General features: G+C 61.4%; 18 protein-coding genes. 13 read left to right on the top strand and 5 right to left on the bottom strand.

All coding sequences use genetic code 11. The features are described from left to right. The first annotated feature begins 22 nt into the window (after nucleotides 1-22). Entirely contained in the window at nucleotides 23-721 is a 699-nt protein-coding gene (locus tag CUV01_RS09915; RefSeq protein WP_232962185.1) for a TetR/AcrR family transcriptional regulator, read from the top strand. A 33-nt stretch (nucleotides 722-754) separates the two neighbouring features. After that, nucleotides 755-1,777 carry an NAD(P)H-quinone oxidoreductase gene (locus tag CUV01_RS09910; protein WP_101460329.1) on the top strand — a complete coding sequence of 341 codons (1,023 nt, stop codon included), beginning with the start codon at nucleotides 755-757 and terminating at the stop codon, nucleotides 1,775-1,777. Nucleotides 1,778-1,835: 58 nt separating this feature from the next. Here the strand turns inward: CUV01_RS09910 and CUV01_RS09905 are convergent, their stop codons facing one another. Further along, on the bottom strand, nucleotides 1,836-2,666 hold the full coding sequence (locus tag CUV01_RS09905; RefSeq protein WP_101460328.1) for an alpha/beta fold hydrolase: 831 nt from the start codon (nucleotides 2,664-2,666) through the stop codon (nucleotides 1,836-1,838). A 654-nt stretch (nucleotides 2,667-3,320) separates the two neighbouring features. Between CUV01_RS09905 and rsgA the strand changes: the two genes are divergently transcribed. From rsgA to CUV01_RS09885, 3 genes are all read left to right on the top strand, one after another. After that, a complete protein-coding gene (rsgA, locus tag CUV01_RS09900; protein WP_101462004.1) occupies nucleotides 3,321-4,253 on the top strand; it encodes a ribosome small subunit-dependent GTPase A in 933 nt (310 codons plus the stop codon). Between the two features lie 589 nt (nucleotides 4,254-4,842). Next, nucleotides 4,843-5,259 carry a CopG family transcriptional regulator gene (locus tag CUV01_RS09890; RefSeq protein ID WP_101460326.1) on the top strand — a complete coding sequence of 139 codons (417 nt, stop codon included), beginning with the start codon at nucleotides 4,843-4,845 and terminating at the stop codon, nucleotides 5,257-5,259. Between the two features lie 129 nt (nucleotides 5,260-5,388). Beyond that, complete coding sequence (locus CUV01_RS09885) at nucleotides 5,389-6,279, top strand: extracellular catalytic domain type 1 short-chain-length polyhydroxyalkanoate depolymerase (protein WP_232962184.1); 891 nt, start codon at nucleotides 5,389-5,391, stop codon at nucleotides 6,277-6,279. 180 nt (nucleotides 6,280-6,459) lie between these two features. On the opposite strand, the gene CUV01_RS09880 is transcribed toward CUV01_RS09885, so the two are convergent. From CUV01_RS09880 to CUV01_RS09870, 3 genes are all read right to left on the bottom strand, one after another. Beyond that, nucleotides 6,460-6,855, bottom strand: a complete 396-nt coding sequence (locus CUV01_RS09880; protein WP_101460325.1) for a PepSY domain-containing protein — start codon at nucleotides 6,853-6,855, stop codon at nucleotides 6,460-6,462. Nucleotides 6,856-6,989: 134 nt separating this feature from the next. Continuing rightward, complete coding sequence (gene hemH / locus CUV01_RS09875) at nucleotides 6,990-8,027, bottom strand: ferrochelatase (RefSeq protein WP_101460324.1); 1,038 nt, start codon at nucleotides 8,025-8,027, stop codon at nucleotides 6,990-6,992. Then, entirely contained in the window at nucleotides 8,028-8,876 is an 849-nt protein-coding gene (locus tag CUV01_RS09870) for a class I SAM-dependent methyltransferase (RefSeq protein WP_101460323.1), read from the bottom strand. Here CUV01_RS09870 and CUV01_RS09865 point away from each other — a divergent pair. Genes CUV01_RS09865 through CUV01_RS09850 form a run of 4 tightly spaced genes read left to right on the top strand, consistent with a single transcriptional unit; the run spans nucleotide 8,875 to nucleotide 11,363 of the window. Continuing rightward, a complete protein-coding gene (locus CUV01_RS09865; RefSeq protein WP_232962183.1) occupies nucleotides 8,875-9,645 on the top strand; it encodes a ComF family protein in 771 nt (256 codons plus the stop codon). The genes CUV01_RS09870 and CUV01_RS09865 overlap by 2 nt on opposite strands. Before the next feature lie 48 nt (nucleotides 9,646-9,693). Further along, nucleotides 9,694-9,981 carry a glutaredoxin 3 gene (gene grxC / locus CUV01_RS09860; RefSeq protein WP_101460322.1) on the top strand — a complete coding sequence of 96 codons (288 nt, stop codon included), beginning with the start codon at nucleotides 9,694-9,696 and terminating at the stop codon, nucleotides 9,979-9,981. Nucleotides 9,982-10,029: 48 nt separating this feature from the next. After that, entirely contained in the window at nucleotides 10,030-10,872 is an 843-nt protein-coding gene (locus tag CUV01_RS09855; protein ID WP_101462001.1) for a carbon-nitrogen hydrolase family protein, read from the top strand. Next, on the top strand, nucleotides 10,869-11,363 hold the full coding sequence (locus CUV01_RS09850) for a MarR family winged helix-turn-helix transcriptional regulator (protein ID WP_101460321.1): 495 nt from the start codon (nucleotides 10,869-10,871) through the stop codon (nucleotides 11,361-11,363). The genes CUV01_RS09855 and CUV01_RS09850 overlap by 4 nt, the downstream gene beginning before the upstream one ends. On the opposite strand, the gene ubiG is transcribed toward CUV01_RS09850, so the two are convergent. Then, nucleotides 11,364-12,140 (bottom strand): bifunctional 2-polyprenyl-6-hydroxyphenol methylase/3-demethylubiquinol 3-O-methyltransferase UbiG, encoded by a 777-nt coding sequence (gene ubiG, locus CUV01_RS09845; RefSeq protein ID WP_101460320.1) that lies wholly within the window; start codon nucleotides 12,138-12,140, stop codon nucleotides 11,364-11,366. It abuts the gene before it with no gap. Between the two features lie 50 nt (nucleotides 12,141-12,190). On the opposite strand from ubiG, the gene pip reads away from it, so the two are divergent. The 4 genes from pip (at nucleotide 12,191) to nusA (ending at nucleotide 16,053) form a co-directional block, all read left to right on the top strand. Then, nucleotides 12,191-13,183 (top strand): prolyl aminopeptidase, encoded by a 993-nt coding sequence (pip, locus tag CUV01_RS09840; protein ID WP_101460319.1) that lies wholly within the window; start codon nucleotides 12,191-12,193, stop codon nucleotides 13,181-13,183. Next, nucleotides 13,180-13,665 (top strand): tryptophan-rich sensory protein TspO, encoded by a 486-nt coding sequence (gene tspO / locus CUV01_RS09835; protein ID WP_101460318.1) that lies wholly within the window; start codon nucleotides 13,180-13,182, stop codon nucleotides 13,663-13,665. Before pip ends, tspO begins: the two co-directional genes overlap by 4 nt. A 93-nt stretch (nucleotides 13,666-13,758) precedes the next feature. Beyond that, nucleotides 13,759-14,364: a ribosome maturation factor RimP gene (gene rimP, locus CUV01_RS09830; RefSeq protein WP_101460317.1), complete on the top strand. Its 606-nt coding sequence runs from the start codon at nucleotides 13,759-13,761 to the stop codon at nucleotides 14,362-14,364. Between the two features lie 3 nt (nucleotides 14,365-14,367). Continuing rightward, the gene (gene nusA, locus CUV01_RS09825) at nucleotides 14,368-16,053 is read left to right on the top strand and encodes a transcription termination factor NusA (protein ID WP_101460316.1); all 1,686 of its coding nucleotides are present in this window, start codon (nucleotides 14,368-14,370) and stop codon (nucleotides 16,051-16,053) included. The last annotated feature ends 18 nt before the right edge of the window (nucleotides 16,054-16,071 follow it).

Genomic DNA, 16,071 nt, shown 5'->3' with positions numbered 1-16,071 from the left:
AAACATGGGAAGGGCAGTAAAAATGCTGGAAACAAAAGGACATACCGCCGACGACCTGTGCCGTTCGATGCTGGAACGCCATGCCGATGTGATTTCGGTTCAAAAGCCCGATGTCGCGGTCAAGAAGCTGAAAATCATCATCGCCGCCGCGCTGAAGCTGTCGAATCGCAAGGGGTTTCAGGCCATGTCCCTGCGCGATCTGTCAAAGGAATCGGGCGTGTCGATGGGCGGGCTTTACGCCTATTTCGACAGCAAGACGACGCTTCTGAACATGATCCTGACCGAGGTCACCGACGCGGTCGATAATGTGCTGGGCAACCCGCCGCTTGAGGTGACGCAGGACCCCATCGCCCATCTGAAATGGTTAGTCGACGCCCATATCCGGCTGACCGAGGACATGCTGCCCTGGTTCAGCTTTGCCTTCATGGAGGCAAAGAACTTCCCGGCGAAGGAACGCGACATGGCCGTCGACAGCGAGGAATTGACCGAGTCCTTCTTTGCCAAGGTCACGGCCCGCGCGATTGCCGAAGAACGCTTTCGCCCCGGCGTCACCCCGCTTCTGCCGACGCTGATCAAGCCACTGTTGCAGGACTGGTATGTCAAACGCGCCAAATTCCGCCGCCGCGACGTGACGGTCGATACCTATATCGCGGCTGTACAGGACATGGTGCTGGCCACATGCCTGCCGCTGGATCAGTTGGACAAGACATCGAAAGGCTGACGCCTCACCATCCCTTTCAAGGAGCAACGGACCATGCCCGAACCGCAAGACCACACGATGATTTGCGTTGCGATCTCTGATCCCGGGCCGCCCTCGGTGCTAGTGCCGGAAACGCGCGATCTGCCCGAACCCGGCCCGGGTGATGTGATCATCCGGGTTGTGGCCGCGGGCGTGAACTATCCCGATGTGCTGCAACGGCAGGGGCGCTATGCCGTGCCGCCTGGGGCCAGCGATCTGCCGGGGTTGGAGGTCGCGGGAACTATCGCCGCAGTGGGTTCTGATGTGCAGCATCTGAAAGTCGGCGACGCGGTCTGCGCACTGACGCCGGGCGGCGGCTATGCCGAATATTGCCGCACCCCGGCCCAGCAATGCCTGCCCATCCCCCAAAATGTCACCATGACCGAGGCCGCCACCCTGCCCGAGGTTTACTTCACCATCTGGTTCAACCTTGCCATTCAGGGCGATCTGCTGAACGCGCGGCGTCTGCTGATCCATGGCGGCAGCGGCGGCATTGGGAGTGCCGCGATCCAGCTTGGCTCGGCCCTTGGGATTGAGGTCTTCACAACCGTATCCAACGAACAGGACCGCGCGTACTGCCGCGACCTTGGCGCCGCTGTCGTGATCAATTACCGCGAAGAGGATTTCGTCGAGGTCGTGAAACAGAGGACCGGCGGCGAGGGCGTCGATCTGGTGCTGGATATCGTCGGCGGCGACTACATCCAGCGCAATATCGACTGTCTTGCGCAGAAGGGGCGGCTGGTAAACCTGTATTACCTGCAAGGCAGCAAGGTCGGCATCGACATGATGCCGGTGCTGGTCAAGAACCTGATCCTGACCGGATCGCTTTTGCGTCCGCAGCCGTTGGAGGTGAAAGCCGAAATCGGCAAGGGGCTGATCGAAACGGTCTGGCCGCTCTTTGCCGAGGGCAGCATCAGATCGGTGGTCAGCGAGCGCTTTCCGCTGGAAGACGCAGCAGGCGCACACCAGATGATGGAATCCAGCAAGCATTCGGGCAAAATCGTGCTGGAAACAGACTATGGCAAAAGCCTGCGATAGGAGCGGCCAAGCGCCGGGGAAAAGAAGGCCGGCGAATAATTCGCCGGCCCTTGTCAGATCAGCGACGCAGCCAGGCCAGCAGATCCTTGTTGACCGTATCGGCCTCGGTCGTTGGCATGCCATGCGGGAAGCCCGGATACGAAATCAGCGTGGCGTTCGGCAGGATTTCCGCAGATTTCTTGCCCGAGATTTCGAACGGCACCACCTGATCATGCTCACCGTGAAGGACCAGCATCGGCGCCTCGATGGTTTTCATCTCGTCGCGGAAATCGGTCTGCGAGAAGGCAACGATGCCGTCGTAATGGGCCTTGGCGCTGCCCATCATACCCTGGCGCCACCAGTTCTCGATAATCGGCTCGGATGCCTCGACGCCGTCCTGATCGTAATTGTAGAACGGACCGGCCGGAACATCATGGAAGAACTGCGCGCGGTTGGCCTTGGTGTTGGCCTGGAAATCGTCGAACACCGATTTGTCGATCCCGTCCGGGTTGTCGTCAGTCTTCACCATCAAGGGCGGAACCGCGCTGATCAGAACACCGCCCGCAACCTTATCTTCGGGGTGGCGCGTGATATAGCGCACCACAACACCGCCGCCGGTCGAATGGCCGACATGGGTCGCACCCTGGATTCCCAGATGTTTGACCACAGCTGCCGTATCATCGGCATAGTGATCCATGTCGTGACCGTCCCAGACCTGCGACGACCGGCCATGGCCACGGCGGTCAGAGGCAACGACCCGGAATCCCTCGCCCAGGAAGAACATCACCTGCGCATCCCAATCATCGGCGCTCAGCGGCCAACCGTGATGGAAGAAGATGACCGGTGCGTCCTTTGGCCCCCAGTCCTTGTAGTAGATTTCAACGCCATCATCAGTCGTTACATAACCCATAGTTAAGCTCCTTGGATATATTTACCGCTCCCGAGAGTACGAGAACCCTGCCCAGCCAGACGCGTTCCGATCTTTTCTCAGAAACGGTGTCACATACCAGTACGGCACAGCAACACACGCCAAAGCCGATTCGCTTCATCGCCTGCGAATGCTAACATTCAAGCCCGATTGAGGGTCAACAAGTAATAATACCACCTGGATATCGCGGAAGATCCGCCGACGATCTGTGGCCAGAAGTGACTCATCGGGATCGACACAAGGTCAGCCATGATCAATCAGAGATAGAATCCTTACCTCGTTGTCCGCGCAGGTTATGCCCTCTGGCCGTACCGCGATGGCATCTCTGACCGCGATCAGACGCGCCTTGCCAGCGACCACCTCTTTAGCGTGATCGGCCGTTAGCTGCCTGTCCGTGCGTCACTTCGAAAAGCAGCCATTCGACTTGTCCTCAGCAAGGAAAAGACGCAATCGGAACCGCCTGGTCATTTCAAGTGTCAGAACCCTGCATGGCAAGACTTGCATCAGCCCGTTATCTCGCCCATTCAGGTCATTGTGCCCCATTCATCTGATCAGGAAGCCCTGTCGTTGGCAGCCCTCGGGTGGTCGGCGTTTTTCGACGACCAGTTGGAACCGGATGAGACAGGTCTTGCACGGATGCGTGTCGCGAAAGTCCATCGGGATAGATTGATCGCGGAGTCCGTGTTCGGTCCCGTACGGCTGAACCTTCCCAATGGCGCCAGTACGGCAGATTACGCCGTGGGCGACTGGATGCTGGTGGAGCCCGACACCCGCATGCCTGTGCGTAGACTGGACCGAAAGACGATACTGCAACGGCGCACCGAAGGCGGGCGGGCGCCGCAACTGATCGCGGCAAACGTCGACACGCTCTTCATCGTCTCGTCCTGCAATGACGACCTGAACCCCGCGCGGCTGGAGCGCTATCTGGCCCTTGCCAATGAGGCCGGGACGACCCCGGTAATTGTCCTGACCAAGGCGGATCAAGTGGCGGATGTCGCGCATTGGCGCGATCAGGTAGCCGGTCTGCAGCGCGGACTGCAGGTCGTCACGCTGAATGCAAAGGCACCGGATGCAGCACTGGCCCTGGCCCGTTGGTGCGCGGCCGGCCAGACTGTCGCCCTTGTCGGTTCCTCCGGGGTGGGGAAATCCTCGCTGCTGAATACGCTTGCCGGAAAGTCGCCGGAGGAGGCACAACTGACGGGCAGCATCCGCGTAGCCGATGGCAAGGGGCGTCACACCACGACATCCCGCTCGCTGCATCGAATTATCGGAGGCGGCCTGGCGATCGACACACCCGGCATCCGGACGCTGCACGCCAGCGACATTTCAGCCGGGCTGGATCAACTGTTCGCCGAGATCATTGAACTTGCGCCCGGGTGCCGCTTCAGGGACTGTACCCACGCCCATGAGCCAGGATGTGCGGTCCAGGCGGCCGTTGCGGCCGGAAAGCTTGACCAGGCGCGTGTTGAACGGTGGCGCAAACTTCTGGACGAGAACCGAAGCAATACCCCTGTCCAGTCGGGTCCGCGCGGGAACAAGACGACAAAAGCCCCCGGTCGACGATACTGAAGGATGCAGGCAGCAGGGACCTTGGAAGATCGACAGCGCCCGCATGCGTTCTATCGGCGCAATCCAGCCCTCCGATAGCCGCCAGTTGTCGTAAAAAATATCCAATCCAGAGAATGGCAGCGCAAAGAGATCATCCCATCCTGCATCGATTCCGGGGTGCTCTTATGTGGACAGCGCATGCTGGGCTTGTCGAACAGGCCTTCCGCGGAGATCAAGGCATTGAGCCCGGCAAGCAGTTCCCGGTCTAGCGATGCCAGCGGTTCGCCGCGACCAAGGTGGAATCACATATCTAGATCGAAGTCCGCGATGACAACAACAGGCACGCGACAGCGTTTCCGATGTCATGCTTGAGGTGAGGTCCGAAGTTCTGTTCTGGTTGGTCATGCAGTTCAAGGCAGCAGGTCTGGCGCGCAAAGGCGATAGCCGGCTGTTCCGATCAGACGACGCCGAAGCACTTCTCAAATCCTACAGCGAGTTGCGGCTGTGGGAGCGTTTGCAAATGAACCCAGACGGGTTTCTGCACTTGCAAACATCCCAATGACATCTATATACCATCCACATGGATGATAACGGATGAAGGGAGGATGCTATGTCAAACGTCGTAAACCTGCGCGGCAAACAGCCTGACACCGAAAAGATCACGATCAATCTGGGATTCGTCGATCTCGGCCGGATTGATCTGCTTGTGCAGGAAGGTTTTTATTCCAACCGGAGTGATCTGATCCGCACCGCGATCCGCAAGCAGCTCGACACCCATGACGCGGACGTTGTCCGCACGATTGAACGCCACACGATGGAGCTGGGACTGCGGGACTATTCAGCGGCGGATCTTGAGGCGCTGCGGGATGCGGGAGAGGTCTTGCACGTCAAGGTCGTGGGCCTTGCCCGTATCGCGCAGGATGTCACACCGGAGCTTGCCAGACAAACAATCGGATCAATGAACGTGCTGGGCGCACTTCACGCCAGCAAGGCGGTCAAGGAAGCCTTGGCCGACCGGATCACTTAACGCCAATCAAGGACCGAAATGATGATAAATTTGAACGCTGGCGCGCTGCGCCAGGCGATGGATGACACACGTGCGGGCAACCTGCTGGAAGCCACCGCGCTGATACAAAAAACACTTGGGCAGCATGGATTGCTGGACCAGACGGCGGCCAGCGCCCCCTGGCAGCAACGGCCCCATAAGCCGCGCACCGGGCGCCTGACCTATAGCTGCGACGCCGGGTCGCGCGCCTATGTGCTGCATGTGCCGACCGCGCCCGTGCAAGGTCTGCTGATGATGCTTCACGGATGCACGCAGACGCCGGAGGACTTCGCGGCAGGAACGAATATCGTCGACTCTGCCCTTGCCCTGGGGTGGGCCGTGGTGTTTCCCGCCCAGTCTCGCGGCGACAATGCGCAATCGTGCTGGAACTGGTTCAGCGGCGCCGACCAGCAAAGAGACCGCGGCGAACCTGCGATCCTGGCAGGGCTTGCCCGCGAACTCGCGATGAAGCACGGGGTGCCGAAAAATCGGACGTTTGTCGCGGGCCTGTCAGCCGGCGGGGCCATGGCGGTCATCCTCGGAGAAACCTATCCCGACGTCTTTTCTGGTGTCGCCGTCCACTCAGGCCTGCCTTACGGCTCTGCGCGCGGCGTGAACGAAGCATTCGCGGCAATGACGGGAAATCCGGCGCGCAGATCAGGCAAGACAAGAACCGCGGCCGTCCCGACAATCGTTTTCCATGGCACGGCCGACAGAACCGTCGTCGCAGCAAACGGGGGCCAGATCATCGCGGACAGCCTTGCCAAAGCGGAAGGTCAGCAGACACAGATCGTTCAGACGGGCTCGGCGCAGGGCAAGAGCTTCACCCAAACGGCCACTCTGGCTACGGATGGGTCGCCTCTCACAGAGCACTGGGAAATCGACGGTCTGGGCCATGCGTGGTCCGGCGGCAATCCGGCGGGATCGCATACTGATGCAAACGGCCCCAGCGCCAGCGCGGAAATTCTGCGTTTCTTCACGGACATTTCTGGCGAGGTTTGAGGTGCCCTTAAATTCGCAGACGCTGTGTCTGGTAGTTTTGGAACCAGTGAGAGGCGCGGATGTCATCGGAAAATCGATCAATGACGAGTTTAGCAGGGGCGCGGTGGCTTAAATTGTTGATCACGGCTAGCGGGTCCTCATGCGTCGCGCGGAATCGGTCGAAACGGGCTCTGAGCTAGCTCAGTCATCGTCATCGTTCCCGCCGCCGCCACCGGAGCGTCCGCGGCCCGAGCGGCCATCATCGTCATCTTCGTCATTGCTGGCGCGGCCTCGGTCGGAACGGCCATCGTCGTCGTCATCATCGTCGCTTCGCCACGAGCCAATGCGCCGCTCTTGGCGTGAAAGGCGCTGGCTGTCCTGCTTGAGCAAACGGCCGGTTCGTGTGTCATATTCCAGCTCGATCTTCTGGTTCCCGCGACGCGCATCGACCGCGATCTTGCCGTCGTCCCGTTCGATCTGAACATTGGTGAAACCCTGCCCTCGCAACTGATCGCGGATCTGGCGATCAATTGACTGAGCAGAGGCCGCACCGGCAAAGGTCAGCAGTGCCGCGGCAATGGCAATTTTCGTGAACATGGTGGTTCCCTTTCCTCAACTGGCTTGTGCAGAGGAAACGGCAAAAGGCGGCGATTTATTCCGCCGGCGATTCAGAAAAGCGGGAACGCCCTCCAGGCCTGATCAGCGATGGCGTCAGCCAGGTCGCGCATTCGCTAGTCAGTGCTCACCCAGCCGCCGGTATTTTCGCGAATGACGTTCAGCATGACCTCGATATGCGCCGCATCGTCGTTGAGGCAGGGAATATAGGTGAAGTTCTGACCGCCGGCATGTTCATAGCTTTCGCGGATCTCGCCGTTGATCTCTTCCAGCGTCTCGATGCAGTCCGAGGCAAAGGCGGGCGAGATGACGGCAATATCGGAAACGCCCCGCTGCGCCAGTTCGGCCACATGCTCGACCGTATAGGGGCGCAGCCATTCCTCGGGGCCAAAGACCGACTGGAAGGTCGTGTCGATGATACCGTCCTCCCAACCAAGTGCCTCTTGCAGCAAGCGCGACGTCTTTTGGCACTGGCAGTGATAGGGGTCGCCCTCCAACAGGTATCGCTTGGGCATCCCGTGATAGCTGGCGACCAGACGTCCCGGCTTGCGATCGCCCAGAACCCGACTCACCGACGCAGCCAGTGCTGCGATATAATCGGCACGGTCGAAATATGCGTCGCAGGTCCGGACCGAAGGCTGCCATTTCTGCTTCATCAGCGCACGGAACAACTGATCGTTGGCCGTTGCCGATGTGGCGCCTGCATATTGCGGATAAAGCGGCAAAAAGACGATCCGCCGGCAGCCCGCCTCGATCATGCGATCCAGCACATGATCGGTCGATGGATTGCCATAGCGCATGCAGAACTCGACCATGACCTGATCGCCCCATTCCTCAGATGCGCGCGCGCGCAGCGCCTTGGTCTGGTCGCGGGTGATGGTCATCAACGGGCTTTCGCCCTGTTCCTCGTTCCAGATCAACTTGTAATTCGCGCCCGATGTGAAGGGGCGCTTGGTCAGAATGACGCTTTGCAACAGGGGCTGCCATTTCCATGCAGGATAGTCGATCACCCGGCGATCCGACAGAAACTCGTTCAGATAGCGGCGCATCGACCAGTAATCATACCCGTCTGGCGTGCCCAGATTGGCAATCAGGATCCCGGTGCGGGGCGCGGTGATCGGTGGGTGGTCTGCTGGCACATTGGCGGGCAACATCTATTGTCTCTCGTCTTTCCTGGCAGTCTGCAACGCATCGGCCAGGCTTATTTGCGCCGAGCCCGGCTTAAGGGGTTTTTGCTGGTTCTCTGCAGGCGACCAGCCGGTCAGAAAAACCAGATCAAAGCTTGCTTGAATACGGGACGGATCGTCGCGGTCTGGAAATCGTTCGGCATAGATCCGCGCCGCCCGGTCGAACAGGGCACGGCGGGTTGGCTGCCGCAACCGACCCGCCAGCGCGTTGCCCTCGCCCATGGCGCGCAGCTCATGCGCCAGGTGGAACAGATCGCGGTAACTCGCGGGCAACCGCACCAGATCGGCCACGGGCAGCGCCAGACCTGCGCGCGCCACCAGTCCGCCCAGATCGCGGACCTCGCCCATCGGCAGGACGCGCGGCGACAGACCGCCGCTGACCTCTGCCTCGGCTGCGGCCAACGCCGCGCGCGCCTCGGACAGGGTGGTGTCGCCCGGGCAAACCGCAAGGAACAGGCCATCAGGCCGCAACGCCCGTGCGGATTGAATGATCTGGCCAACCGGATCGTCGGCCCAATGCAGAGCCATCGCGTGAATGACCAGATCCAGCGAACCCGGCTGCGGCAGATCCAGAACCGGGCTATCGGGCAGGATCAGCGCGTCGGGAAACGCGCCGGACCAGATTTCGGGATGACCCGTCACGACCGCGACGTCACGAAAGGTTCTGTTAACCTCGCTCAGCCTATCCTGAACCTCGCCGATAGCGATTCGATGCAGGAAATCGGTCACACCGGCACGCGCTGCACGGACTCGATTGCGCTCGAGCGCGATGCGGTCTGTCAGCACTGGTCGGTCAGGATTGGAAAGGGCGTGCATGATGATGCAACATAAAGGCCTCGGCGGGATGTTGAAAGGCGCATTGCGCATCCTTTATCCGCCGCAATGCTTGTCCTGCAGCGGCGCGGTCGCAGGCGAAGCCGGTTTGTGCAGCCCCTGCTGGACTCAGGCACAGTTCATAACCGGACACAGCTGCGGCCGCTGCGGCGCCCCGCTGCCGGCGGATGGCGAAGCCGACAGCCACCGGCCCGCCGATGCGCAGATGGTTTGCGACGAATGCCTGAAGATCGCACGCCCCTGGCGACACGGCAGGGCGGCTTTGGTTTATGCCGGGACCGGACGGCAACTGGTCCTGGCGCTGAAACATGCGGATCGACCCGATCTTGCCCCGACGCTTGGCGATTGGCTGGCACGGGCGGCGGCGCCACTGATCCGGCCCGGCATGATCGTCATTCCCGTCCCGGTCCATCCATGGCGGCTGCTCAAACGCAAATATAATCAGGCCGAATTGCTGTCAGCGCATCTGGCACGGACCTTTGATCTCAGCCATTGCCCAGAGATCCTGCACCGCACCCGGCACAGCGAAGGACAAGATCACAAGGGCGTGTCCGACCGCTTTGCCAATGTCGCTGGCAGCATCGCAGTCAGCCGGCGTCAGGCCTCTCGGCTTGAGGGATGCTCGGTCCTGCTGGTTGATGATGTCATGACCTCTGGTGCGACGCTGGCACAGGCAGCCGATGCCTTGCGCGCCGGCGGTTCAGGTCCGATTTCGGTGGCGGTAGTGGCAAGGGCGGTCAAGGAACACTAGATAGGAAGACAGAACCTGTCTTAACCCTATCAAGGAACACGTGACGTCATGGCCCGGATCGAGATCTACACCACACCAACCTGCCCGTTTTGCCATATGGCCAAGGCCCTGCTGCGCGAGAAAGGCGCCGATTTCAAAGAGATCGACGTCACCAGCCAGCCCGGAATGCGCGCGAAAATGACCCAACGCGCGAATGGTCGGCGGACCGTGCCGCAGATCTTTGTCAATGATCGTTTGATCGGCGGAAATGACGATCTGCAAGCGCTGGAACGCGCGGGCAAGCTGGACGCGCTGCTGGCCGAGGGATCGGATGCGCAGCTGAACCGCGCACGATAGGGCTGCGCTGTGTCGCGCCCGCCCGAACCGATGCCTGCCAGCGACCGGCTGCACGTCGCCTTGCTGCAATTGACCAGTGGTGATGACCCGGCCATGAACCTGTCGCAGACGCTGGACCTGCTGCATCAGGCAGCGGATCAGGGCGCGCAGCTGATAGCGTCACCCGAGGTAACGAATATCCTGTCGCCCTCGCGCAAGCGGCTGGCAGCGGTTCTGCGTTCAGAGGATCACGATGAAACACTGGCCGCGTTGCGCGATGCGGCGCGCCAGCGGGGCATCTGGCTGCTGGTCGGTTCGTTGGCGCTGCTGGGTGATGACGCCGCGGGCGATGACCGCTTTGTCAATCGCAGCTTTCTGATCGGGCCGGATGGCACTGTGGCCGCGCGTTACGACAAGATCCATATGTTCGATGTCGACATATCCGAGAGCGAAAGCTACCGCGAAAGCGCCGCCTATCGTCCCGGCGACAGGGCCGTTCTGGCGCAGGGTCCGCAGCCGATCGGAATGACGATTTGCTATGATCTGCGCTTTCCGCATCTGTATCGCAGCTTGGCCCATGCGGGTGCACACATTCTGTCGATCCCGGCCGCGTTCAACCCGACGACCGGCGCGGCGCATTGGGAAACACTGCTGCGCGCACGCGCCATCGAGACAGGCTGCTTTGTGCTGGCGCCCGCGCAATGCGGCACGCATCCCGCAGCGCACAGTCCTGACCGAACGGCGCGGCAAAGCCATGGGCACTCGCTCATCATCGATCCCTGGGGGAAGGTGCTGGCCGATGGCGGCACGGCGCCGGGTCTGATCACCGCCGAGCTTGACCTGAGGGCCATCGACAGGGCACGGTCCCGCATCCCGTCTCTGACCCATGACCGCGATTTCACCGCCCCATGACCACGCAACCCGCCCGGGCCGTCGAAACGGCCACCGAACAGACCAAGGATCAGTCGCCCGACCGGCTGGCCGCAAGCCTGTTCGCCGAGGTGCTGATTGCGGATCAACTGTCGCGCAACCTGATCAGCAAGGCCCTGCCCCGCGGCATGCGCATCTCGCATTTCTCGGTTCTGAACCTGCTGGCCCATATCAACGAGGAACGCACGCCGGCCGCATTGGCCGCCGCGTTTCACGTGACCCGCGGGGCCATGACGAATACGCTTTCACGTCTGGAATGGGCCGGGCATGTGCATATCCGCCCGGACTGGGACGACGCCCGGCGCAAGCTGGTCGCAATCAGCCCGGCTGGCCGCGCGGCCCGCAACGCCGCCATTGCAGCCTTCATGCCGCTGATCGGCGATGTCGTTCGCGATATCGGGCCGGACCGCGTGCGCGCCACCCTGCCGGTTTTGCGCGAATTGCGGTTGCGGCTGGAAGGCCCTGACCAGTGATCAGCCCGCATCAACACCGGTGATGATATAGTTCACCGACAGGTCGCGGTCAGACAGGCTCCAATCCCAGCGAATTGGGTTGAAAACCATTCCGCGCCGGTCGACCGCCGGCTTTCCTGCCTGCGCCATCATTGCGGCCAGTTCATCGGGGGTAATGAAACGGTTCCATTCATGCGTCCCGCGCGGCAGCCAGCGCATGATCCACTCGGCCCCGATAATCGCGGCGCCAAAGCTTTTGGCCGTGCGGTTCAGCGTTGATACGATCATCGCGCCATCGGCCCGTGTCAGCGCGGCGCAGGTGGCGATGAAATCGGCGGGGTCGACGACATGTTCGACGATCTCCAGCGCCAGCACCACGTCGAACTGCCCGCCTTCCTCGGCGATCGCCTCGGCCGTGGTCGCACGATAATCGATGTCCAGCCCCTGCTGCGCGGCATGTACCCGCGCGACCTCTATATTGCGCTCGACGGCATCGACGCCGGTGACCTCGGCACCCAGACGCGCCATCGGCTCGGTCAGAAGCCCGCCGCCGCAGCCGATATCCAGAATTCGCAACCCCTCGAAAGGACGCAAGGACCGGGCATCACGCCCGAACTGAGCCGCGATCCGGCTGGTGATGTAGTCCAATCGCACCGGGTTCAGCATATGCAGCGGCTTGAATTTTCCGTTTGGATCCCACCACTCGGCTGCCATTGCCTCGAACTTCGCCAGTTCGCTCGCATCGACGCTGCGGCCCCGGGCATTGCTACCGCTGAGGTCGGTGATATCGTCGGTCATGGTCTCTCCTTCGGCTGGCGGGATCCTTGGCTGCGATCTATACTGCGGGAATGGACAGATTGGCAGGACAAAACGGCGTGACGACGGGGCGGCTTTACCCCGATACGCGGCCATTCGACCAGCGCATGATAGATCGTGGCGACGGCCATCAGATCTATGTCGAGCAATGCGGCAATCCCGATGGGTGCCCGGTGCTGGTTCTGCATGGCGGGCCGGGCGGAGGTTGCAGCCCGTTCATGCGGCGCTTTTTCGATCCCGCCCACTACCGCGTGGTGCTGTTTGATCAACGTGGTTGCGGGCGCTCTCGCCCTACCGCAAGTGTCGAGGCGAACACGACCGCGCATCTGATCGGCGATATCGAGGCGATCCGGCAGCTGCTGAAGATCAACGACTGGACCTTGTTCGGCGGCAGTTGGGGCGCCACGCTGGCGCTGACCTACGCCCAGGCCCATCCCCAGCATGTGACGGCCATTGTGCTGCGCGGTGTGTTTCTGGGCATGCAGACCGAGCTGGACTGGTTTTATGGCGGCGGCGCGGGGCGATTCTTTCCCGATCTCTGGGCGCGCTTTCGCGAGATGATTCCACTGGCCGAGCGCGACGACATGATCGCCGCCTATCACCGGCGACTGTTCGATGACGACCCGGCGATCCAGGCGCGATTCGCGCTACCCTGGCTGATCTGGGAAAATGCGCTGGCCGGGCTGCACTCGCAGCCCTCGTCGACCGCGCCGGTCGAATATGCCCGCGCCTTTGCGCGGCTGGAAAACCATTATTTCGCCAATCGCTGCTTTCTGGACGAAGGGCAGTTGCTGCGCGACCGCCACCGAATCGAGGATATTCCCGCGATCATCGTTCAGGGTCGCTACGACATGGTCTGCCCGCCGCGCAGCGCGTGGCGGCTGTCAAAGGGATGGGACCGGTGCCGACTGACCATCGTTCCCGCCGCGGGGCACGCCCTCTCTGAAACCCCGATCGCAGCCGAACTGGTCAGAACGATGGACGAGCTGCGCGACAGCAACCTGAAAGAGACGGCCTCATCATGACCACGTTTGCCCTGTTTCTGATCTTTCTTCTGGCTTGCGGCGGCGCTGCGGCAACCGGCATCATTTTCAAGCCCGGCACGTGGTATGAAGGGCTGGTCAAGCCCAGCTTCACGCCGCCCAAATGGGCATTCCCTGTCGCATGGACGGCGATCTATGTGCTGATCGCCTGGGCCGGGGCGCGGCTGGCGCAGCATCCGGGCGCCGGTGTCGCGCTGGCGCTGTGGGCAGCGCAGATTTCGCTGAACACGCTGTGGACGCCGGTCTTTTTCGGCGCACACCGGATGGGTGCTGGCATGGCGGTCATGGCGGTGCTGTTTGCCACGGTGGCGGCGCTGCTGATTGCAGCCTTTCGCGTCGATTACTGGGCCGGGCTGATGATCGTGCCCTATATGGCATGGCTGTGTGTGGCGGCGGCGCTGAACTGGCGCGTCTGGCAAGACAATCGAGGCCGCTTGCAATCCGATCACGGCAGGCCTATATAGCCGATCAACAGCGGAGCAGGCTTCCACCCCCTGCCCGACCGAGCAAGACGACCGGGCCCGCTGAAGGCCCGTTTTTCATTTCTGGGGACACTCATGTCCAATGACCTGATCGCAAAGACCGCCATCGACCGACGCCTGGCCGAGATCATCACGCCGGTGATCGAGGACCTGGGATTTGAACTGGTGCGCCTTCGCCTGCAGGGCGGCAAGACCGCCACGTTGCAGATCATGGCCGACCGACCCGAAGGCGGGATCAACGTGGACCATTGCGCCGATATTTCGGTCGCGGTCAGCGCCACGCTGGATGTGGAAGATCCGATCGAGGACAATTACCATCTGGAAGTCAGCAGCCCCGGCATCGACCGTCCGCTGACCCGGATGAAGGATTTTGTCACGTTCGAGGGCTATGAGGTCAAGCTGGAAACAAACCAGCCGATCGACGGGCGCAAACGCTTTAAGGGCGTGCTCGCCGGGACCGAGGGCGATGAGGTTCTGGTGAACATCGAAGAGGCGGGCGAGGTGCAGACCATCGGGCTGAACTTTGACTGGCTCAGCGACGCAAAACTGGTGCTGACCGATGATCTGATCAAGGAAATGCTGCGCCAGAAAAAGGATGCGGGGGTCGAGATAGACAATCTCGACGAATCCCATTTTGACGAGATCGAAACCGACGCGGGCGACCCCGCCGAGAAGGAGTAAGTGATGGCAATCACCTCTGCCAACCAGCTGGAACTACTGCAAACCGCCGAGGCCGTGGCCCGCGAAAAGATGATCGAGCCCGAGCTGGTCATCGAAGCGATGGAAGACAGCCTCGCCCGTGCAGCCAAGTCGCGCTATGGCGCGGAGATGGACATCCGTGTGTCCATTGACCGCAAGACCGGCAATGCCACCTTCACGCGCGTTCGCACCGTGGTCGAAGAAGAAGAAGTCGAGAACTATCAGGCAGAGTTCACCTCGCAGCAGGCCAAGCCCTATTTCGAGCAGCCCAGGAACACGACCAGCTATTGGACCCGCGAAGAGGCTCAGCTGACCGATTTCGCCGGTGAGCCGCAAGTGGGCGACGTGTTCCAGGAACAGGTTCCGCCAGTCGAACTGGGCCGGATCGCCGCGCAATCGGCCAAGCAGGTGATCCTGCAGCGCGTCCGCGAGGCCGAACGTGATCGCCAGTACGAAGAATTCAAGGACCGCGCCGGCACCATCATCAACGGTATCGTCAAGCGCGAGGAATACGGCAACATCATCGTCGATGTGGGCCGTGGCGAGGCAATCCTGCGCCGCAACGAAAAGATCGGCCGCGAAAGCTATCGCCCGAACGACCGCATCCGGGCCTATGTCAAGGATGTGCGCCGCGAAACCCGTGGCCCGCAGATCTTCCTGTCGCGCACCGATCCGCAGTTCATGGCGGAACTGTTCAAGATGGAAGTGCCGGAAATCTATGACAACGTGATCGAGATCAAGGCCGTTGCCCGCGATCCCGGCTCGCGCGCGAAGATCGCCGTGATTTCCTATGACAACTCGATTGACCCGGTCGGTGCCTGCGTTGGTATGCGCGGTAGCCGCGTGCAGGCCGTCGTGGGCGAGTTGCAGGGCGAAAAGATCGACATCATTCCGTGGAACGAAGATCAGGCAACCTTCCTGGTCAACGCGCTGCAGCCGGCCGAGGTCAGCAAGGTGGTCTTTGACGAGGACTCGATCAACATCGAGGTCGTGGTCCCGGACGAGCAGCTTTCGCTTGCCATTGGCCGTCGCGGTCAGAACGTTCGCCTGGCCAGCCAGTTGACGGGTCTGGATATCGACATCCTGACCGAAGAAGAAGAATCCAAGCGCCGTCAGGCAGAATTCAACGCCCGCACACAGCTGTTCATGGACAAGCTGGATCTGGACGAATTCTTCGCCCAGTTGCTGGTCGCCGAAGGCTTTACCAACCTCGAAGAAGTCGCCTATGTCGATCAGGACGAACTTTTGACCATCGACGGCGTTGACGAAGGGACTGCAGAGGAATTGCAGGCTCGCGCCCGTGATGTGCTGGAGGCCGCAACCAAGGCCGCGCTTGATAATGCGCGCGAGTTGGGTGCCGAGGACAGCCTCATTGAATTCGAGGGCCTGACCCCCCAAATGGTCGAAGCACTGGCCAAGGATGGGGTGAAGACACTGGACGACTTTGCCACCTGTGCCGATTGGGAACTGGCCGGCGGCTGGACGACGGTCGACGGTCAGCGCGTCAAGGATGACGGCTTGCTGGAACCCTTCGACGTCTCGCTGGAGGAAGCGCAGACCATGGTGATGACCGCCCGCGTCATGCTGGGCTGGGTCGATCCGACCGAGCTGGAAGGGCCGGCCGAAGATGCCGAAGACGCTGGCGAAACCGCACAGGAGGCCGGGGCTTAACGCCTCGGGTTCCGGATT

It is taken from the genome of Paracoccus tegillarcae (assembly GCF_002847305.1).
Classification (GTDB): domain Bacteria; phylum Pseudomonadota; class Alphaproteobacteria; order Rhodobacterales; family Rhodobacteraceae; genus Paracoccus; species Paracoccus tegillarcae.
The sequence above is the reverse complement of the archived record's forward strand: the minus strand, read 5'-3'. Positions and strand labels throughout refer to the sequence as shown.